General features: G+C 66.2%; 17 protein-coding genes. All 17 read right to left on the bottom strand.

Features of this window, described 5'->3' with window-relative positions; all coding sequences use genetic code 11:
* Positions 1-53 precede the first annotated feature (53 nt).
* Complete coding sequence (locus ACEN96_RS09510) at positions 54-428, bottom strand: response regulator (RefSeq protein WP_495587778.1); 375 nt, start codon at positions 426-428, stop codon at positions 54-56.
* Between the two features lie 142 nt (positions 429-570).
* Positions 571-738: a hypothetical protein gene (locus ACEN96_RS09505; protein ID WP_495587777.1), complete on the bottom strand. Its 168-nt coding sequence runs from the start codon at positions 736-738 to the stop codon at positions 571-573.
* Positions 739-1,590: 852 nt separating this feature from the next.
* Positions 1,591-1,866 (bottom strand): hypothetical protein, encoded by a 276-nt coding sequence (locus ACEN96_RS09500; protein WP_495587776.1) that lies wholly within the window; start codon positions 1,864-1,866, stop codon positions 1,591-1,593.
* Positions 1,867-2,413: 547 nt separating this feature from the next.
* Entirely contained in the window at positions 2,414-2,905 is a 492-nt protein-coding gene (locus tag ACEN96_RS09495) for a hypothetical protein (protein ID WP_495587775.1), read from the bottom strand.
* A gap of 1 nt (position 2,906) precedes the next feature.
* Positions 2,907-5,318, bottom strand: coding sequence for an RHS repeat domain-containing protein (locus ACEN96_RS09490; protein WP_495587774.1), 2,412 nt, complete (start codon positions 5,316-5,318; stop codon positions 2,907-2,909).
* A gap of 3 nt (positions 5,319-5,321) precedes the next feature.
* The gene (locus ACEN96_RS09485; protein ID WP_495587773.1) at positions 5,322-7,913 is read right to left on the bottom strand and encodes an RHS repeat domain-containing protein; all 2,592 of its coding nucleotides are present in this window, start codon (positions 7,911-7,913) and stop codon (positions 5,322-5,324) included.
* A 326-nt stretch (positions 7,914-8,239) separates the two neighbouring features.
* A complete protein-coding gene (paaZ, locus tag ACEN96_RS09480) occupies positions 8,240-10,297 on the bottom strand; it encodes a phenylacetic acid degradation bifunctional protein PaaZ (RefSeq protein ID WP_495587772.1) in 2,058 nt (685 codons plus the stop codon).
* Positions 10,294-11,451, bottom strand: a complete 1,158-nt coding sequence (locus ACEN96_RS09475; protein WP_495587771.1) for an ABC transporter substrate-binding protein — start codon at positions 11,449-11,451, stop codon at positions 10,294-10,296. The genes paaZ and ACEN96_RS09475 overlap by 4 nt, the downstream gene beginning before the upstream one ends.
* Positions 11,452-11,550: 99 nt before the next feature.
* Complete coding sequence (locus tag ACEN96_RS09470) at positions 11,551-12,192, bottom strand: TetR/AcrR family transcriptional regulator (RefSeq protein WP_495587770.1); 642 nt, start codon at positions 12,190-12,192, stop codon at positions 11,551-11,553.
* Positions 12,193-12,214: 22 nt separating this feature from the next.
* A complete protein-coding gene (gene paaE, locus ACEN96_RS09465; protein WP_495587769.1) occupies positions 12,215-13,294 on the bottom strand; it encodes a 1,2-phenylacetyl-CoA epoxidase subunit PaaE in 1,080 nt (359 codons plus the stop codon).
* Positions 13,295-13,341: 47 nt separating this feature from the next.
* Positions 13,342-13,881 carry a 1,2-phenylacetyl-CoA epoxidase subunit PaaD gene (gene paaD / locus ACEN96_RS09460; protein WP_495587768.1) on the bottom strand — a complete coding sequence of 180 codons (540 nt, stop codon included), beginning with the start codon at positions 13,879-13,881 and terminating at the stop codon, positions 13,342-13,344.
* A 38-nt stretch (positions 13,882-13,919) separates the two neighbouring features.
* Positions 13,920-14,693, bottom strand: a complete 774-nt coding sequence (gene paaC / locus ACEN96_RS09455; RefSeq protein WP_495587767.1) for a 1,2-phenylacetyl-CoA epoxidase subunit PaaC — start codon at positions 14,691-14,693, stop codon at positions 13,920-13,922.
* 10 nt (positions 14,694-14,703) lie between these two features.
* Positions 14,704-15,009 carry a 1,2-phenylacetyl-CoA epoxidase subunit PaaB gene (paaB, locus tag ACEN96_RS09450; RefSeq protein WP_495587766.1) on the bottom strand — a complete coding sequence of 102 codons (306 nt, stop codon included), beginning with the start codon at positions 15,007-15,009 and terminating at the stop codon, positions 14,704-14,706.
* 47 nt (positions 15,010-15,056) lie between these two features.
* Positions 15,057-16,058, bottom strand: a complete 1,002-nt coding sequence (gene paaA, locus ACEN96_RS09445; RefSeq protein WP_495587765.1) for a 1,2-phenylacetyl-CoA epoxidase subunit PaaA — start codon at positions 16,056-16,058, stop codon at positions 15,057-15,059.
* 9 nt (positions 16,059-16,067) lie between these two features.
* Positions 16,068-17,375: a phenylacetate--CoA ligase PaaK gene (paaK, locus tag ACEN96_RS09440; RefSeq protein WP_495587764.1), complete on the bottom strand. Its 1,308-nt coding sequence runs from the start codon at positions 17,373-17,375 to the stop codon at positions 16,068-16,070.
* A gap of 37 nt (positions 17,376-17,412) precedes the next feature.
* Positions 17,413-17,868, bottom strand: a complete 456-nt coding sequence (paaI, locus tag ACEN96_RS09435; protein WP_495587763.1) for a hydroxyphenylacetyl-CoA thioesterase PaaI — start codon at positions 17,866-17,868, stop codon at positions 17,413-17,415.
* The gene (locus ACEN96_RS09430) at positions 17,868-18,731 is read right to left on the bottom strand and encodes an enoyl-CoA hydratase-related protein (RefSeq protein WP_495587762.1); all 864 of its coding nucleotides are present in this window, start codon (positions 18,729-18,731) and stop codon (positions 17,868-17,870) included. The genes paaI and ACEN96_RS09430 overlap by 1 nt, the downstream gene beginning before the upstream one ends.
* Positions 18,732-18,850 lie beyond the last annotated feature (119 nt).

Here is an 18,850-nt window from a genome sequence, read left to right as displayed (position 1 = left end):
ACCGGCGGCGCCCGCCGCCGCCTTTCCCTGCCGGGCGGGGCCGGAGCAGCGGACTAGAAGACCGGCCGTTCCCCGGCCAGCACGCGCAGGTCGTCGAGCAGCTTCAGCTGCTCATGCGCCTTGTCGTAGAAGCCGTCGGCGCCATGCTTTTCGCACAGCGTGCGGTAGAAGTCGGGGTCGCGGCTGCTGAGGACCCAGAGCTTGCCGGTGTAGCCGCCCTGGCGGGCGCGCCGCAGCACGTGCATGCCGGAGCCCACGGGCAGGTTCAGGTCGACCAGGACGACATCGGGCTTGAGCGCGCTGATCGCCTGCACGGCGTCCTCCTCGCTGTCCGCGTAGCCGACGACGTCGACGAAGGACAGGCCTTCGAAGAGCCGCAGGAACTGCATGCGGACGAACTCGGAATCCTCGACGAGCAGAACTCGCATGCCCTCCCTTTCATGAATGACGCTGATCGTTCGGCGCATTCTGGCGCGGCGCCGAAGGACCCGATGGCGTCAGGGGCGTCGAGATCGCAACCGGGCGTATCCGCTGCGGCTGCGGGATCCGCCGCGAGCGGGCGTCAGCGCGTCAGAAGGCGGCGGCGATCGCGGTGCACAGGCCGCCCAGGCTGGCGGCCGAGGCGAGGAAGGTCACGTCGCGCCGCTCGCTGCCGCCCTTCCAGGCCATCAGGGCGACGAGGGCCAGCGTGAGGGTGAACAGAAGGCCGGCGATCACGGGGGAGCTGAGCTCGTTCAAGGCGACTCGATGCGGGAGTGGACGGGAGGCGGCAGTGTGGGCGGCCCGCCGCATCCGCTCAAGATCGAGTTTTCATCGGGCAACTTCGGCTTTGACGAGGGCCGCGGCTTGGCGGCGCTTGGCTCCTGCTTCGGGTGGTTCTGCTTGATGCCGCCTGACAGGCAAGTACTCCCAGGGGAGAAACATCAATCCCATAACGCCAAGCGTCTATCTCGCAAGTTTTGATCGCCGCCACAGAAGGAATACGCCAGCGAAGACAAGTACAGCGGCGGCCGCACCTCTACTGAGTTGATCAACCCATGAATATTCAATGAACTTCTCCGGAAGCACATCCCCATTGGCCTTCAGCACATACGAAAACCGGCTACTCCGAGAATGCAGGTCACCTCGCATTACCAACTCAATCTCCCAAAGATCTGGTCCTCGCGTTCTTGCTCGGTACTCGCCTCCATCGAACCCTTGGTTCTTAAGCGTTGCGCGCCACGCAGCAATCATTTCGTCTGCATTGGCCGGAGGAAAGAGCGTGAATGATCCGGTAGAGAAATTCAAATCCGCATCGGACTGGACGACCGTCAAGTTTCGGCTATTCCATTCGGCAAGAGAGAAGTTTGCAGCTCTAGAAAGGCATCTAGTTTCGCCACATGGCCGCTTCGGAAATGCCAGCAATTGAAATTGATCTGCCGGCAGTGTCTGCGGCTGCAGGAACGGCAACTCCAACGCGGAGAAAAACCATATCGCAATGGCTGCCGCGATGAGAAGTGCGCCTAGCGGCCGGCGACAAGAGGTCATTATTTCTTGCATGGGCCTTCAAGACTGGCACGCTTCAAAAGCATATCGATGCATTCCAGGACTTCAAGGATTGACCTGGTCGCGGAACCTCTTAATTATCAAGAAACTTACAACCACTGCGAGCGCAGCCAATATAAGCAAACCGCCATTAATAAAAATTTGGTGCTCGATATAAGGCAGTCGCATCATTACCATGATTCCGACGATAGCGACAACCTCAGGAAGGATAGCTAGCACTTTTATCGCGAGTCGGGTATGCGATCGGATGATGACAATTACAGCACCAGCCAAGACGGCAAGCACGCCGCCGAAAGTGTACAGAAGGGACGGATCACCCATTATTTCCTTGAAACGCGCAGTGGATGGAAAGCCGCAGGGTGGGTGGCTCTTTAGTTCCGCACCACCGCATCAAGGCCCAACCCTGAATGCGGCTGCGCGACGAAGACTAGATCAGTGATTTGATTCTTCCTTGGTGTCTACACTTGGTGAGTTCTCTTTGTCTTGCTCGGGCTTCTTTCCGTTCTAAGAGTCCCATTGCCACAGCGCGACTAACCCCGCAGCAGCGATGACTGACATGTCTACCCAGAACGGAGTCCATGGGAACGCGAAGCGGTAAAGAAAGGCCAGTACCGCTCCAACCAAGATGAAAACTGCTTTGAAGTTCATGGAGTCATCATGGACATCCACAGCCCTGAGCGAAGTCCCTCGCCGCACGGGCGCCTGTCAGCGGGGGATTCATTAGAAGTGCCTGCACCCATGCCTCAAAAATAGCGCCTGGAATCCAGACAGAGTCAACTTCAATACTGCTTCAGGCGACCAGTCTCAAGACGCTACTTTGGCACATCGAGAACGTCCCCTATTGACTGCACCAGCCCTCCTGACGTGATCAACCACGTCGCAGCCATTCGGGACGATAGAACATCACAATGCCAACGAGTTCCTCGAGAAAGTCCTTCGACACAAAGCTGGACGGATCCGAAAATACGCGCGTCAGAAGCTGGCGGGTTGCAGGCCAGCGATAGCGGATCGCAACCTCACTCCCACCGGCGGCGATCTTGAAGGTTCTCCGAAGAATGCCTCTGTGCCAAATCAAATCAGGCACATCTGATCCAGAGCCAAACAAAACTCCATCGACAACGACGACCAACGACTTTGAGTAATCTGGCGCGTCTCCTGCTGCATTCTTGTAAAACGAGAAATAGCCAACAAGCGTTCGCTTGCTGCCATCTTCGATCCATTGGGCAAAACCATCGGGCACCCGCGCCAAATCACTCAGCGTCGCCGCTTCGACGCAGCTAGCGGTCACATTTTCCCCAATCCACCACCGACGCCGATCATCGTAATAATCCGCCAACAAGAGGCGCGACTGTTGTTTCATATCACTTCTCACAGGTGCAATCCTGCCCATCGGGGAAATGATTCTTTGCGGCCTTCAGAAATCCAAAGGCTGCTAAAGCATTAAAGCCAAAATTAGACTTTCCTGCACTCGCAGCGAACTGTTCTCCGCCCCGACGCATAAAGGTTTCCACCGCCCATGCTTCGGTCTTGTAGTCGTTAATCAGCGACGCCATCGGTCGCCCACGAAAATATCTTTTCACCGCATTCCGCTCCGCAGTCAGCGCAATCGCCTCTGCTGCATTGCGAGCGCCATTACTGCCGATTCGCCCTACACGTCCGATATAGGCGAAGCGCCCCAACGGGGCCATGATCGAACCGGCAAAGTCCGCGCCTCGATAGATTGCCGCGCATCGATTTACCCCACCGTCGATGTCTTGCGAATTTCGCCAATGCCGAGACAGTCCGAGTGAGGCGCCGTCACCAAATCCGGCCCAAGCATCAATCGCCACTTGGGAAGGACTCCAACCATCCGTCGCCCAATAAACTCCGCCCCAAACATCATCCATGCCAAAGAGGCCATACGGATCGACCATCATCAACGGTGCACCGTCGACGTAGGTGAAGGAATTGACCCCACCACCCAGACCCATCGGATCACTTTGGACATATCTTCCCGTCGTCCCGTCATAGTCCCGGAAGTAGTTGTAGTTCAGCCCGGACTCGCTGTCGTAATACTGCCCCGGGAAGCGCAGGTTGAACGTGATCGGTGAGAGCCCCGCCGGCGCTTGCTCCGGCTGGGTCGTGCCGAAGGGCTCGCTGATCCAGCGCCAGCGCGCGGCACCGGTCTTGTCGATGAGCACCCGCGGTGCGTCCAAGTGATCCGCGTACGCGAGCAGAGGCAGCGGAGACGCGACTGATCCAGCGATCGCCGCCACCGGTGTGTCGCCCAGCCAGACGAATTCCTGCACGACACCTGCGGTGTTGTACTCGCCCAGCAGATGCCCTTGCTGGTCATACGCGAAGTCCCTCAGCCCTGCGCTGTGTTCCTTGTGCACGCGCTGCCCACTGGCGTCGTACTGGTAGGTCGTCGTCAGGCCGTTCTTGGTGAGCGTGCCCAGCCGGTTGTCCAGCCGGATCGTCGTCGTGTACGCCAGACCCGTGTCGCTCAGCGTGTTGCCCGCCGCGTCGTAGCCGAAGCTGCGCGTGGGATTGGCGATGCTCGTGAGCCGGTTGCTGTTGCTGGCCGTCGTGTAGGTCCGCGTCGTGGCGTTGAGCTTGACGCTGGTCCGGTTGCCGTTGGCGTCGTAGCCGATGGTCCAGAAGTTGGCCGGCGTGACGATGCCGGTGAGCCGGCCCATCTCGTCGTAGCTGAAGCTCTGGTTCATTGCCTGGGCTTCGGCGGTCACTTGACCCGTGTTTGCGTCCAGATGCGTGTAGCTGACGATGCGGTCGGCCGCGTCGTAGGTGATGTCGCGCACCACCGAGCCCAGCGGGTAACGGACGAGGCGTCCGTATTGGTCGTAGACCCGCTCCTGCAGCTTGGCGCCGGAGTTCAGCTGCATCTGCCAGCTCTGCAGAGCGCCAAAAGCCGTCAGCTGGATCTGGCTGATCAGCGGGCTGGCTGTGCTGCTGGCGTCCTTGGCCAGGCTCATGCTGACCGGCTGGCCGTTGGCATAGGCGATGGACAGCACGCGTCCCGAGGGATAGGTGATGCTGGTGATGTGTCCGGCCAAGTCGTAGCCGTAGCGGGTGGTGAGCACGACCGACCCGACGGTCTGGATCACGCTGACCACTCGGCCGAAACCGTCGTAGCCGTACTTGGTGTTCCCGGCCGGGCTGGTGGCCGTCGTGAGACGGCCGACCCCGAAACCGAAGACGCCGTCCTTTTGGTCATAAGTCCACGAGTAGCTCAGCGTCGGCTGGCCGCTCTTCGTGTAGACCGCCGATGTCATCCGGTCCAGGTCGTCATAGACGTAGGTGCCGAGCACGCCGCGGCTGTCGGTCCGCGTGAGCAGGTTGCCGTTCGCGTCGAAGGTGCTGTTGGCGGTGCCGGTGTCGGGGCTGGAGAGCTGGTTCAGATCGCCTAAGCCATTGCGCTGGTATGAGGTGATCAGTTGCCTCGGGTCCGTGACCTGCTTGAGCTGATCGAGTCCGTCGTAGCCCAGCGTCGTCACGCCGTTGCGAGCGTCGGTATTGGTCTTCACGCGATCGAGCGCGTCATATGCGTTCGACGTGGCGAAGCCAAAACCCGAGACGCCCTTGGCCTTGATGACCTTGGTTGGATTGCCCTTGGCGTCGTACTCGTAGTCCGTCACCGGTGCCGGCGAGACCGGCGGTGGCGGCAGCGTCGCTGCGTGAGCGATCGATGCGATCGATGCAATCGCAGTGAGGCCTGCGGCGATCGCAGACGCGATCGCGCTCCGGCACTTCGAGTGCCTGTCTTCTCGCTTCATGACTTACTCCCTGCCCGTCGTCTGTTGTGCGCGGCCCAGCGCGTCATACGCGCGACTCATGGCCCGTTGCAGCGTTCCTTGCGGATCCTTGGCGACTTCCTGCGTCCGATTGCCGCTCTGATCCAGCGTGTACTCGATGCGATTGCCCAGCGAATCCATCACCGCGGTCAACCGCCGCGCATCGTCGTACTCGTAGTTCACCGCACTGGTGTCCGGCATCACCGTCTGCTTCAGGTCCCCCGTCGGCCAGTACGCATAGGTGGTGACCCCGCCCAGCGTCGTCACCGACTTGAGGCGTTGACGCTCGTCGTAGGCATAGGCCGTGCTGACCGCGTTCGCATCGATCATCTCCAGCGGCTGCCCATACGCGTTGTAGCGCGGGAAGCTCGTCGTCTGACCCAAGGCGTTCACCGTCGTCTTCAGGTCGCCCTTGGTGTAGTCCGCCGTCGTCGTCGCGTAGTACTCGTTGGTCACCGTGGTCTTGCCGCGCGGATTCGTCTCGGTGAGCACCTGGCCGGTCGCGGTATAGGTCCAGCTCCACGCCCGGGCAGCAACCGTGGACAGCGGCACGGCGCTGAAGCCCTGCTCGCCCGTCGCATCGGCCGTGGCCTGCTCGACTCGCTTGCACAGCAAGACGAGCGCGCTGCCATCCGGCAGCGTCGCGCCCGAGGCTTCGCACCTCGCCTGCGCGTTGCCATTGAATGGATCGGGCTGGCCGTTGTAGACCAAGGTCGTGATCCGGCCCGGCTCGGCAATCCTGGTCGCCAGACGCCAAGCGGGATGCCACTGCGTGCTCACCTTGCGAGCGCCCGCCGGCAAAGCGCCAGATACCGTGCTGGCGCAATCCGTCGCGGCGGAGAGCCCTTCGACGCGCGTCGATTCCAGATTGCGATCCGCCTCGTAGCTCATGCAGCTGCGATTGCCGTTGTAGTCGTCGAGCTGCCTGACGTTGCCCCGCTCATCGAATTGGCGGCTGGTCGTGGCAGCCGGAGACCCCGGGGTCGCCGGACGCGTCTTGCGGGACCATTGAACCGCGTCCAGCGTGGATGTGGCGTCGATCAGTTCGGTCGTTCCATTGGGATACGTCACCCGCGCACCGCCGCCCGGCTGCAGGCGATGGACGTGAAGCACCCGGTCCGTCCTCTTGTCATACTCATCCTTCCAGGTCCAGATTGGTGCCGTCCCGGTCCACTCAACACTGTAGGCATCGAGTCCGTTCGCTCTCGCTGTCGAGATCGCACGTCCCTTGCTGTCATAGGCATAGATACCCGCGCGAACGCCGTTCTCGTTCTCATAGCCGATCAGCAGGCCGCTGGTCGCGGGGTCGCTTCCGCTCTGAGAGAGAAGCTTGACCGACGTGGAATCGCTGTTGACGATCTCCGACGGCAGCCCATCGGTGTACTTGAGGCTCGTGATACGCCCTGCCGGATCGATGACTTGCGACAGGACCGGACCGGCGTCCGGGGTGGGACGCATGAACTGCAGATTCACCGCCCGGCCGTCCTGGTCCGTCAACTGAATCGGCAGACCGGGCTGAGGTGCGATCGCCGGCGCCGTGTTGGCATCGCTTCGGACAATGGTCAGGCTCTTGCCGCTCATGTGCACCTGTGCATTCAGGATGCCGTCGGATCCATAGACCTCCATCACGCCAGCCGCCGCATCCCGATAGAGCCAGCCCCCGAAGGCGTTCTCCTGGATCGACTCGGTCGATTGCGCCTGGAACGGCGTGAAACCATTGCCAGTCCAGGCAAAGGCCGTCGTGAATCCGTCCCCTCGGGCGATGGACAGGCGCTCGCGCAGGTTCGCGGGATCACTGGGTATCACCATCTTGTCGAGGCTGAAGACCCAGGCTCCGCTCAAGGTTGTCGGCACGTCCCGCACTGCCCGCTTTTCAAGCGATGGGTCATAAGGGATCTTGCGGATCGAGTTGAAAGTCGCCAGCAAGCCATACCAAGGCTGCCAGCCCAGCGTGAAGCGCTGCTGCTTGGCACCCGTGGACGGGTAGATGGGGTTGCCGTAGCAGGTGTCGCAATGCGGCGTCCAGAGCACGTCCTGCGATTCCACGCATCGCCCCTCCTCCGGGACGAACAAGCGATTGCCGCTGCAGTTGCACCGACGGGCCACGGCATCGAACTGACCGTAAGAGTCGATGGCCTGGCAGTGCTTGCCAGTTGAGAGGAGATAGTCCGTCAGGTCGGCAGATTGCTGGAGAGCTCCACACGAGTCTCCGACGGACTCCCAGGTCTTCATCGTGACTGCGTAGGGACATGCAACGCTTCCCGACGTCGTGCCGCCTCCCGTAACCACGCAGGCCCCGGTAGATCGCCAGTTGCTCAACTCCTGACAGGCGCCAATACCGTTGCCCTTGCCCACACACGCCCCGTTCGCCAGCGCGAGCAGTTGATCGCGCATCCGCTCGGGAAAGTCATAGCCGCGATCGGTGCCTGGTTGGAATCGAATGAACTGAGAGTCCACGCCAGCGCCGTCGCAACGCGAGGGAGTCAGCCGACCAGAGGCGTCAAGCCACGGATTCGTGGTGATCCATGGCGTGTAGCCCTGGGCGTGCGCGGGCAGACCGGCGAGCACCGAAAGCATCGCGCCCACGATGCACACGGCGCGCCTTAGACCGGAATGGACGCGCCGAAGCGGTCCGTCATGGGAACGACAAGAGAGAGGAAGGCTGGACATCACGCGAGGACTCCCGAAAGGCATCAGGGAGCCATGCGACCACCTCGGCCGCATCGCATTGGTCCGCCCCGGGCGAGCGTCTATCGCGCTCGGCCTCGGATCAGCCTCTCTCCCTGATTGAACGGGCGCGATTCTGCCGGACGGAGATGACGCGCAGGGGATCTCCCCTGCCCCTTGCAGGCATCACCACGCCCTCACGGGGCCAGGCCTTGCCCGCAGGCAAGGCCGCCCGCTCACGCCGCCTTCTTCGCCACCAGCGTCAGGATGTCGTAGCTCGCCACCAGCTCGCCGCGCTGGTTGGTCACCTGCACGTCCCACGCCACCACGCCCTGCGGCGGCTGGTCCGGGCGGTTGCCGCGGTCGATGCGCCGCTTGCAGGTCAGCCGCGCCTGGATGGTGTCGCCGATCGCCACCGGATTCACGAAACGCAGCGTGTCCAGCCCGTAATTGGCCAGCACCGGCCCCGGCGCCGGCGACACGAACAGCCCCGCCGCCGCCGACAGCACGAAGTAGCCGTGCGCGATGCGTTGCCCGAACTGCGTGTCCTTCGCCGCCACCTCGTCGAAGTGCATGTAGAAGAAATCGCCGCTGATGCCGCCGAAGTTGACGATGTCCGCCTCCGACACCGTGCGCCGATGCGTCAGCAGCGAATCCCCGACCTGGATCTCCTCGAAGTGCTTGCGGAACGGATGGATCGCGTCCTCCGTCACCTTGCCGCCGCGCACGTACTCGCCAGTGATCGCCGTGAGCATCGTCGGCGAAGCCTGCACCGCGCAGCGCTGCAGGTAGTGCTTGACGGCACGGATGCCGCCGAGCTCCTCGCCGCCGCCCGCGCGGCCCGGGCCGCCGTGCTTGAGCATCGGCAGCGGAGAACCATGGCCCGTCGACTCGCCGGCCGCGTCGCGATCCAGCACCAGCAGCCGGCCGTGGAAGGCGGCCGCGTGATACACGGCCTGCGCCGCCAGCGCCGGCGTCTTCGTGATCACCGAGCCCACCAGGCTGCCCCGCCCCTTGGCCGCCAGCGCCAGCGCCTCGTCGAAGTCGCCATAGGTCATCAGCGTCGACACCGGCCCGAAGGCCTCGACGCTGTGCACCGCCTCGTTGCGCATCGCGTCGCGGCACAGCAGCAGCGTCGGCGCGAAGAACGCGCCATCGCCGACGCCCTCGCCCACCGGCGCGAAGCCGTCGCGCTCGCCGAAGACGATCTCGTTGCCCTGCGCGAGCTGCGCCAGGCGCTCGGCCACGTCGGCCTGCTGCGCCTTCGACGCCAGCGCGCCCATGCGCACGCCCTCGATGGCCGGGTCGCCGACCTTGATCTTCGCCAGCCGCTCGCGCAGCGCCGCGGCCACCGCGTCGGCCTGCGCCGCCGGCACGATCGCGCGCCGGATCGCCGTGCACTTCTGGCCGGCCTTGGCGCTCATCTCGCGCATCACCTCCTTCACGAAGAGGTCGAATTCCGGATCGCCCGGCTGCACGTCCGGCGCCAGGATCGAGCAGTTCAGGCTGTCGGCCTCGGCGTTGAACGGCACCGAGCGGCGGATCAGGTTCGCGTTGACGCGCAGCTGCGCCGCCGTGTCGGCCGAGCCGGTGAAGGTCACGACATCGGTCTCCTCCAGCCGGTCCAGCAGATCGCCGGAACCCCCGATGACCAGCTGTAACGCGCCGGCCGGCAGCAGGCCCGACTCCTCGATCAGGCGTACGCAGGCCTCGGCGACATAGCTGGTCGCGGTGGCCGGCTTGACGATGCAGGGCATGCCGGCGAGGAAGCTGGGCGCGAACTTCTCCAGCATCCCCCACATCGGGAAGTTGAACGCGTTGATGTGGACCGCGATGCCGCGCTTGGGCACCAGCACGTGCGTGCCCATGAACTGGCCCGCCTTGCCGAGTTGCTGCGCGGGCCCCTCATGGACGACGTTGCTCGACGGCAGTTCGCGCCGCCCCATCGACGCGTAGGCGAAGAGCGTGCCGAAGCCGCCCTCGATGTCGATCCACGAATCGGGCCGCGTGGCGCCGGTGTGCGCGGAGATCGCGTAGAGCTGCTCCTTGCGATCCTGCAGGTAGGCCGCCAGCGCCTTCAGGATCGCCGCGCGCTGCTGGAAGTCCAGCGCGAGCAGCGAAGGCAGCGCCTGGCGGCGCGCGAAATGCAGGCTCTCGCCGAAGTCGATCTCCTCGGCATGGGTCTGCGCCACCAGCCGTCCGTTGACGGCGCTGTGCAGGCCGCGCGCGGCGGTCGAGCCGATCCAGCGACCGGCGATCAGGCTTTGGAGGACGGGGGTGGCGCTGAGACTCATGGCTGATATTTCCAGGTTCCGTTTTCGATCTTGACCATCACGCGGGCGCGCTGGTCCAGGCCCAGATGGTCATTCGGCGACATCGTGAACACGCCGTGCGCGGCCGGCAGCTCCTTGACGTTCTCGAGCGCGTCGCGCAGCGCCGCGCGGAACTGCGGCGTGCCGGGCTGGCCCTTCTTGATCGCGTTCGGGATCGCCGCCTGCAGCAGCAGGCCCGCGTCCCACGCATGGCCGCCGAAGGTCGACACGCTGCCCTTGCCGTAGGCCTTCTCGTACTCGGTCACGTAGGCCTTGGCGCTCTTCTTGGCCGGATGTTCGGCCGGCAGCTGGTCCACGACCAGCACCGGGCCCGAGGGCAGGAAGGTGCCCTCGACATCCTTGCCGCCGACGCGCAGGAAGTCGTTGTTGGCCACGCCGTGGGTCTGGTAGTACTTGCCCGCGTAGCCGCGCTCCTTGAGCGTCTTCTGCGGCAGCGCCGCCGGCGTGCCGCTGCCGCCCACCAGCACCGCATCGGGCTTGGCGGCCATGATCTTCAGCACCTGGCCGGTCACCGAGGTGTCGGTGCGGTTGTAGCGCTCGTTGGCGACGATGCTCAGGCCCTTGCTGGCGGCGACCTTGTTGAACTCGCCATACCAGCCCTCGCCGTAGGCATCGGCGAAACCGATGTAGGCCACCGTCTTCACGCCCTGCGCCTGCATGTGGCTGGCGATCGCCAGCGCCATCATGATGTCGTTCTGCGGCGTCTTGAAGACCCACTTCTTCTTCGCGTCCATCGGCTCGACGATGCGCGCCGACGCCGCCATCGAGATCATCGGCACCTGCGCCTCCGACACCGCGTCGATCATCGCCAGCGAGTTCGGCGTGACCGTCGATCCCACCACCACGTCGACCTTGTGCTCGGTGATCAGCTTGCGGGTGTTGGCCACCGCGGTGGTCGTGTCCGAGGCGTCGTCCAGGACGATGTAGTTGACCTTCTGCCCGGCGATGGTCTTGGGCATCAGCGCGAAGGTGTTCTTCTCCGGAATGCCCAGCGAGGCCGCCGGCCCCGTCGCCGACACCGTCACGCCGACGTTGATGTCGGCGCGGGCCGTGCCGCCCATGGCCATCAGCGCGGCGCCGGCCACGGCCAGCAGGGTCTTCTCGATGCGTGTCATGTCGTCTCCTCGGAATGTCGTTGTTCAGGAACGCAAGGGGATGGAGGTACTGCTACTGCTACTGCGACTGCAAGGGGTCGATGCTCCCGCGCGAAACCTTCATGAGACTTGCGGCGCGGGAGCGCGCGGCGCCGGATCGGCGGCTTCGGTCCGGACGGCGCCCAGCCCGCCGAAGAACAGGTCCGCCACCATCGGCGCGACCGCGTCGTAGGTGAGCGCGCCGTCCGGCCGCAGCCAGGTGAAGGTCCAGTTGATCATGCCGAACAGCAGCATGGTCAGCGGCTTGTGCAGTTGCGCGCCGCGCAGCTCCGGCCGCACCGCGGCCACCGCCTCGGCGAAGCGCTCCACCACCTGGCGCTCCACCTCGACCATGCGCGCGTGGTGCGCCTCGTCGAGGAACTTCAGGTCCTCGGTCAGCACGCGGTGCTCGTTCTGCGCCTCGCCATAGGCCCGCACGAAGCGGTGGATCAGCCCGCGCAGGTGCTCCCGCGGCGCCAGGCCTTGCGCCGTCACCTCGTCGACCAGGTCGACCAGGTGCTGCAGGTGGTTCTGGCAGATCTGCGCCAGCAGCTCATGCTTGTCGCGCACGTAGTGGTACAGCGTGGGCTTGCTGACCGAGCAGGCCTCGGCGACCTGGTTCATCGAGGTCGCCGGGTAGCCCTGGTTGGCGAACAGGCGCGCCGCCTGGGCGAGGATCTCCTCGCGGGTGGCATCGAATCCGGGAGCTCTACCTCGGGCCATGGGTCGTTCTTGTCCTTGTGCGTCAGCGTTCGTCGAACGAGATCACGACGCGCGGCGTCAGGGCGTGGGCCTGACAGCTGAGGATGAATCCGGCCGCCACCTCGTGCTTCTCGAGGGCGAAATTCTTATCCATCCGGACCTCGCCCTCGATCAGCTTGCAGCGGCAGGTCGAGCAGACCCCCGACTTGCAGGAGAACGGCACGTCCATGCCGGCCCGCGCGGCGGCGTCCAGCAGGCTGGGATCGCTCTTGCGGAACTCGATCTCGCGCGACACGCCGTCGCGGATCACCACGACCCGGGCCGCCTCGGCATCCTCGTCGTGGATCTCGTGCGGCGCCGGGCGGCCGGTCTGCATCTCGGGCGTGCCGAAGCGCTCGATGTGGATGCGGTCCTCGGGCACGCCGGCGGCGCGCAGCGCGGCCTCGGCCTGCTCGTTCATCTCGAACGGGCCGCAGACGAAGACCTGGTCGATGCCGCCCGCCGGCACCGGCCCGGCCAGGAACCGGCCCAGCTTCGCCTGGTCCAGCCGGCCCGCCATCAGCGGCGCATCGACATGCTCGCGCGAGAACACGTGATGCAGCGTCAGCCGCGTCATGTAGCGGTTCTTCAGGTCCTCGAGCTCTTCCTTGAACATCGCCGAGGCCGGCCGGCGGTTGCCGTAGATCAGCGTGAAGCGGCTCATCGGCTCGCGCGCCAGCACCGTCTTCATGATCGACAGGATGGGCGTGATGCCCGAGCCGGCCGCGATGCCCACGTGATGCCGCGCCGACGCCGGATCGATGGGCACGTGGAAGCGGCCCTGCGGCGGGAAGACCTGGACCTCGTCGCCGGCCTTGAGCTGCTGGTGGACCCAGGTCGAGAAGGCGCCGCCGTCGACATGGCGCACGCCCACGCGCAGTTCGCCGTCGTCGACGCCGGCGCAGATCGAGTACGAACGGCGCAGGTCCTGGCCGCCGACATCGCCACGCAGCGTCAGGTACTGGCCCTGCGTGAAGCGGAAGGTCTCGCGCAGCGCCTCGGGCACGTCGAAGCACAGCACGACGGCGTCGTCGGTGTCCTGGTGCTTGGCGCGCAGGCGCAGCGGGTGGAAGTGCAGGCTCATGGCGATGGCTAGTGAATCGTGAGGGGACGGCGCGACCGGGCGGTGGCTCAGATCGGCTTGAAGTGTTCGAAGGGCTCGCGGCAGGCGAGGCAGCGGTACAGCGACTTGCAGGCGGTCGATCCGAAGGCGGAGAGCTGCTCGGTGTGCGCGCTGCCGCAGCGCGGGCAGGCGATGGCCTCGCGGCGGCGCACGATGCGCACCGGCACGCCCTGCTCCGCGGCCACCGGCCCCGGCGGCGCGATGCCGTAGCGGCGCAGCTTCTCGCGGCCTTCCGCGGTGATCCAGTCGGTGGTCCAGGCGGGCGCGCGGCGCATCGTGACGGTGATCTCGCCGAAGCGGGCCAGCGCCTCGCGCACGCTCTGCTCGATCGCCTCGGTCGCGGGGCAGCCGGAGTAGGTCGGCGTCAGCACGACCTCCAGGCCGCCGGCGGTCTCCAGCAGGTCGCGCACGATGCCGAGCTCGACCAGCGACACCGCCGGCACCTCGGGATCCAGCACCTGCGACAGCACTTCCCACGCCGCGGACAGCCGTCCGCAGCCCAGATCGGTCGCCGCGCCGTTCATCGCCGTGTCCATCGCCGTGTCCATCGCCGTTTCCATCGCCATCGCTATCGCCGCCGCTCCGCTCACCACACCCCGCCGGGGTAGGCGCGCTGCAGCGACTGCATCGTCGCCAGCATGTGGCCCATGTGCTCGCTGTGCACGCCGCGCACGCCGGCGTAGACATGCGGCGTGTCCTTGGGCCGCGCCAGCCGAGCCTCGGCGAGGACCTCATCCATCGCCGCGTCCCAGTCGCCCTTCAGCGACGCCCAGGCCGGGCCGAGGCCGCCCTGCGCCGCGGCGGCGTCGATCGCGTCCGACGCGAACAGCTCGTTCACGTAGGGCCACAGCGCGGCCAGCGCGGCCGTCATGCGGCGGGTCGACTCCTCGCTGCCGTCGCCCAGGCGCACGACCCATTCGGCCGCGTGCTGCTGGTGATAGCGCACCTCCTTCACCGCCTTGGCGGCGATGGCGGCGACCTCCGCGTCGCTGGAATCCTGCAGCCGCGTCCACAGCGGCAGCAGCCAGCAGGCGGCGATCAGGTTGCGGGCCTGCGTGAACGCGAAGTCGCCGCGCGGCAGCTCCATCAGCACCGGGTTCAGGTAGTGACGCTCCTCGCGCAGGTAGGCGAGCTGGTCCTCGTCCAGCGGCTGCTCGTTCAGCTGGCCGGCGCGAGTCAGCAGCGCGCGCGCCTGGCCCAGCAGGTCCAGCGCGATGTTGCCCAGCGCCAGGTCCTCCTCCAGGACCGGCGAATGGCCGATCCACTCCGAGATCCGGTGCGACAGCACCAGGCAGGCGTCGCCGATGCGCAGCAGGTACTGGACCTCCGCGCGCGGGCCGGGTTGAACGGATGTGCTCATCGCCGCGGCCTCACATGTGGTCGAGCTGCTCGGGCAGCTCGTAGAACGTGGGATGGCGGTAGACCTTGTCCTCCATCGGGTCGAAGTACATCGACTTCTCGCCCGGATCGGACGCGACGATGGCCGACGACGGCACCACCCAGAGGCTCACGCCTTCCTGACGCCGCGTGTAGACGTCGCGCGCCATCTGGATCGCCATCGCGGCGTCGGGCGCGTGCAGGCTGCCGCAATGCTTGTGGTCCAGGCCCGCCTTGTTGCGGACGAAGACTTCCCACAGGGGCCATTCGTTGGCGCCGGTCGTTTGATTGATGCTCATGATTCGTGTGCTCGGAACGTCGTGGCGGAGGGGCCTGGCCGCGCGGATCAGGCCGCCTTGGCGGCGGTGGCGCGCTTCTTCGCATGGGCCAGCGCGGCGTCGCGCACCCAGGCGCCCTCCTCCCAGGCCGTGACGCGGGTGGCCAGGCGCTCGGTGTTGCAGGGGCCGTTGCCGCCGACCACGCGCCAGAACTCGGTCCAGTCGATCGCGCCGAAGTCGTGGTGATCGCGCCCGGCGTTCCACTTCAGGTCCGGATCGGGCAGCGTGACGCCCAGGATTTCGGCCTGCGGCACGGTCGCGTCGACGAACTTCTGGCGCAGCTCGTCGTTGGTCAGGCGCTTGATGCCCCAGCGCATCGACTGCTCGGAGTTGGGCGAGTCCTTGTCCGCCGGGCCGAACATCATCAGCGACGGCCACCACCAGCGGTTCACCGCGTCCTGGACCATCGCCTTCTGCGCGTCCGTGCCCTCGCGCATCATGACCAGCAGGCTCTCGTAGCCCTGGCGCTGGTGGAAGGACTCCTCGCGGCAGATGCGGATCATCGCGCGGGCGTACGGGCCGTAGGAGCAGCGGCACAGCGGCACCTGGTTCATGATGGCCGCGCCGTCGACCAGCCAGCCGATCACGCCGATGTCGGCCCAGGTCAGCGTCGGGTAGTTGAAGATCGAGCTGTACTTGGCCTTGCCGGTGTGCAGCGCGTCCAGCATCTGGTCGCGGCTGGTGCCCAGCGTCTCCGCGGCCGAGTACAGGTAGAGCCCGTGGCCGCCCTCGTCCTGCACCTTCGCCAGCAGGATGGCCTTGCGCTTGAGCGTCGGCGCGCGCGTGATCCAGTTGCCCTCGGGCAGCATGCCGACGATCTCGGAATGCGCGTGCTGGCTGATCTGGCGCACCAGCGTCTTGCGGTAGTGCTCCGGCATCCAGTCCTTGGCCTCGATGAAATCGCCGGCGTCGATGCGGGCCTCGAAGGCCTCGTTGCGCTGCTGCTCCTCGGCGGTCTGCAGCGTGGCGGCCTGGTCCTGCGGACCGACGCTCATGGCTTGCGTGTACATGGGGACTCCTTACGGGTTCTTCGGACGCTGGTCCACGACGCGGCGGGCCTTGCCCACCAGCGTCCGTTCGATCGAATCGGGCGCGCCGACCGTCACGCGGGTCGACACGCCGATCAAGGTCTTGATGCGGTGCTGCAGCGACTTCGCTGCCGCCTGCGCGTCGCCGCCCGCGGCCGACAGCTCGCAGCGCACCTCGACCGCGTCGAGGTGGCCGTCGCGGCTGACGACGATCTGGTACTGGCCCGACAGGCCGGGCTCGGCGAGCACCAGTTCCTCGATCTGCGTCGGGAACAGGTTGACGCCGCGGATGATCAGCATGTCGTCGCTGCGGCCGACGATCTTGCCCATGCGGCGCATGCTGCGCGCCGTCGGCGGCAGCAGCCGCGTGAGGTCGCGCGTGCGGTAGCGGATCACCGGCAGCGCCTCCTTGCTCAGCGAGGTGAAGACGAGCTCGCCCTCCGAGCCCTCGGGCAGCACCTCGCCGGTCTCGGGGTCGATGATCTCGGGATAGAAGTGGTCCTCCCAGATCACCGGACCGTCCTTGGTCTCGATGCACTCGGACGCGACGCCCGGCCCCATCACCTCGGACAGGCCGTAGATGTCGACCGCGTCGATGCCGGCCTTGAGCTCGATCTCGCGGCGCATCGCCTCGGTCCAGGGCTCGGCGCCGAAGACGCCGGTCTTGAGCGAACTCGCGCGCGGGTCCAGGCCCTGGCGCGCGAACTCCTCGACGATCACCTGCATGTAGCTCGGCGTGACCATGATCACGTCGGGCTTGAAGTCCTGGATCAGCTGGACCTGCTTCTCGGTCTGGCCGCCCGACATCGGGATCACGGTGCAGCCCAGCCGCTCGGCGCCGTAATGCGCGCCCAGGCCGCCGGTGAACAGGCCGTAGCCGTAGGCGACGTGGACGATGTCGCCCGCGCGCGTGCCGGCGGCGCGCAGCGAGCGCGCGACCAGGTCGGCCCAGGTGTCGATGTCGCGCCGCGTGTAGCCGACCACCGTCGGCTTGCCGGTCGTGCCCGACGACGCATGCACGCGCACGACCTGCTCGCGCGGCACCGCGAAGAGCCCGAACGGATAGTTGTCGCGCAGGTCCTTCTTCGTCGTGAACGGGAACAGGCGCAGGTCGGCCAGGTCCTTCAGGTCCTGCGGATGCACGCCCCGGGCGTCGAAGGCGGCCCGGTAATGCGGGACGTTCTCGTAGGCATGCCGGAGCGTCCACTTCAGGCGCTGCAGCTGCAGCGCGCGCAGCTCGTCCTGGCTGGCGCGCTCGATGGGCTCGAGGTCCTCGGGCCGGAAGGTCTTGACCGTCATGGGTCTCGTCTCCTTGTCGCCGCGGGCGTGGGCCGGCTCAGCCCGGCAGCGGCAGGTCCGCCACCACGGGCCGGCCCTTCATGCGGTAGGACCGCCCGCGGAAGACCGCGACCAGGTCGTCGCGCTGATTGGTGATGCGGATGTCGTAGACGCCGGTGCGGCCGGCCAGCGAGGTCTCGCTCGCGCGCGCGGTCAGGACGTCCCCCAGCCGGGACGGCGCGACGATGTCGATCGCGAAGCCCGACGCCACCGTCATCTCGTTGTGCGAGTTGCAGGCGAAGGCGAAACAGGAATCGGCCAGCGTCGTCACGAAGCCGCCGTGGCAGAGGTCGAAGCCGTTGAGCATGTCTTCGCGCACCGTCATCGACAGCGTCGCGGTGCCGGGACCGATCGCGTCGATGCGCAGACCCAGGCCCTGGGACGCGCGGTCGTTGGCGAACAGGGTGTCGCGCACCGCCTCGGCGACGCGCTGGGGATCGGGGGCCTCGCGCATCAGCGGTCCTTGAACACCGGCGCGCGCTTGGACAGGAAGGCGGCCGCGCCTTCCAGGTAGTCATGGGCGTAGCCGAGCTGGCTCTGCAGCCTGGCCTCGAGCTTGAGCGCGTCCTCGAACTCCAGGTCCATCGACGCATCCAGCGCCTCGCGCGTCTGCACCAGCGCGCGGGTCGGCATCCGGGCCAGCTTCTGCGCGGTGGCCATGGCTTCGCTCTGCAGCTCGGCGTCGGGCACGCAGCGGCCGATCAGGCCCCAGGCCTGCGCCTCGGCCGCAGGGAGCTTGTCACCGAGCAGCGCCAGCTGCATCGCGCGGGCCCGGCCCACCAGGCGCGTCAGCAGCCAGGTGCCGCCGCAGTCGGGCACCAGGCCGATCTTGGAGAAGGCCTGGATGAACGAGGCCGACTGGCCCGCCAGGACGAGGTCGCAGCCGAGCGCGAAGTTCGCGCCGGCGCCCGCGGCGACGCCATTGACCGCGCAGACGGTCGGCACCGGCATGCTGCGCAGGCGCAGCGCCAGCGGGATGTAGTAGTGATCGAGCAGGTTGCCGATGTCCTTGGCCTTGGGCTTGCGCTGCGGATCGGCGTCGCCCGCGTGCTCGTCGAACTCGGGCTTGATGTGCGGGTCGGACAGGTCCTGGCCGGCGCAGAAGGCGCGGCCGGCACCGGTGATGAGCACCGCCCGCACGCTGGCGTCGTGCGCGGCCTCGTCCAGCGCGATGCGCAACTGGCCGAGCAGCCCGGTCGTGAACGCGTTCAGCGCCTGCGGCCGGTTCAGCGTCAGGACACGGACGGCGCCTTCGCTGCCGATCAGCAGCGGGGCCTCTTCCGCGGCGGCGGACGGGGTCGTGGGGGCGGTGCTCATTCGGTTTGTCTCCTCGGCCTGAGGGGGATTCAGCTGTTTCAGCTTTTTTTGACCGGCTTCTATTTACCGACCGGTCGGTAGATACTAAGAGCCAACCGATCCCAACACAAGGCCAGAAA

This window comes from Roseateles sp. Mitsp63 (assembly GCF_059491535.1).
The sequence above is the reverse complement of the archived record's forward strand: the minus strand, read 5'-3'. Positions and strand labels throughout refer to the sequence as shown.

Bases quoted from the DNA above. Each gene is read 5' to 3' on its own strand.
- ACEN96_RS09510 (WP_495587778.1), bottom strand. From the start codon at position 428: ATGCGAGTTCTGCTCGTCGAGGATTCCGAGTTCGTCCGCATGCAGTTC.
- ACEN96_RS09500 (WP_495587776.1), bottom strand. From the start codon at position 1,866: ATGGGTGATCCGTCCCTTCTGTACACTTTCGGCGGCGTGCTTGCCGTC.
- ACEN96_RS09495 (WP_495587775.1), bottom strand. From the start codon at position 2,905: ATGAAACAACAGTCGCGCCTCTTGTTGGCGGATTATTACGATGATCGG.
- ACEN96_RS09490 (WP_495587774.1), bottom strand. From the start codon at position 5,318: ATGAAGCGAGAAGACAGGCACTCGAAGTGCCGGAGCGCGATCGCGTCT.
- ACEN96_RS09485 (WP_495587773.1), bottom strand. From the start codon at position 7,913: ATGCTTTCGGTGCTCGCCGGTCTGCCCGCGCACGCCCAGGGCTACACG.
- paaZ (WP_495587772.1), bottom strand. From the start codon at position 10,297: ATGAGTCTCAGCGCCACCCCCGTCCTCCAAAGCCTGATCGCCGGTCGC.
- ACEN96_RS09475 (WP_495587771.1), bottom strand. From the start codon at position 11,451: ATGACACGCATCGAGAAGACCCTGCTGGCCGTGGCCGGCGCCGCGCTG.
- ACEN96_RS09470 (WP_495587770.1), bottom strand. From the start codon at position 12,192: ATGGCCCGAGGTAGAGCTCCCGGATTCGATGCCACCCGCGAGGAGATC.
- paaE (WP_495587769.1), bottom strand. From the start codon at position 13,294: ATGAGCCTGCACTTCCACCCGCTGCGCCTGCGCGCCAAGCACCAGGAC.
- paaD (WP_495587768.1), bottom strand. From the start codon at position 13,881: ATGGACACGGCGATGGACACGGCGATGAACGGCGCGGCGACCGATCTG.
- paaC (WP_495587767.1), bottom strand. From the start codon at position 14,693: ATGAGCACATCCGTTCAACCCGGCCCGCGCGCGGAGGTCCAGTACCTG.
- paaB (WP_495587766.1), bottom strand. From the start codon at position 15,009: ATGAGCATCAATCAAACGACCGGCGCCAACGAATGGCCCCTGTGGGAA.
- paaA (WP_495587765.1), bottom strand. From the start codon at position 16,058: ATGTACACGCAAGCCATGAGCGTCGGTCCGCAGGACCAGGCCGCCACG.
- paaK (WP_495587764.1), bottom strand. From the start codon at position 17,375: ATGACGGTCAAGACCTTCCGGCCCGAGGACCTCGAGCCCATCGAGCGC.
- paaI (WP_495587763.1), bottom strand. From the start codon at position 17,868: ATGCGCGAGGCCCCCGATCCCCAGCGCGTCGCCGAGGCGGTGCGCGAC.
- ACEN96_RS09430 (WP_495587762.1), bottom strand. From the start codon at position 18,731: ATGAGCACCGCCCCCACGACCCCGTCCGCCGCCGCGGAAGAGGCCCCG.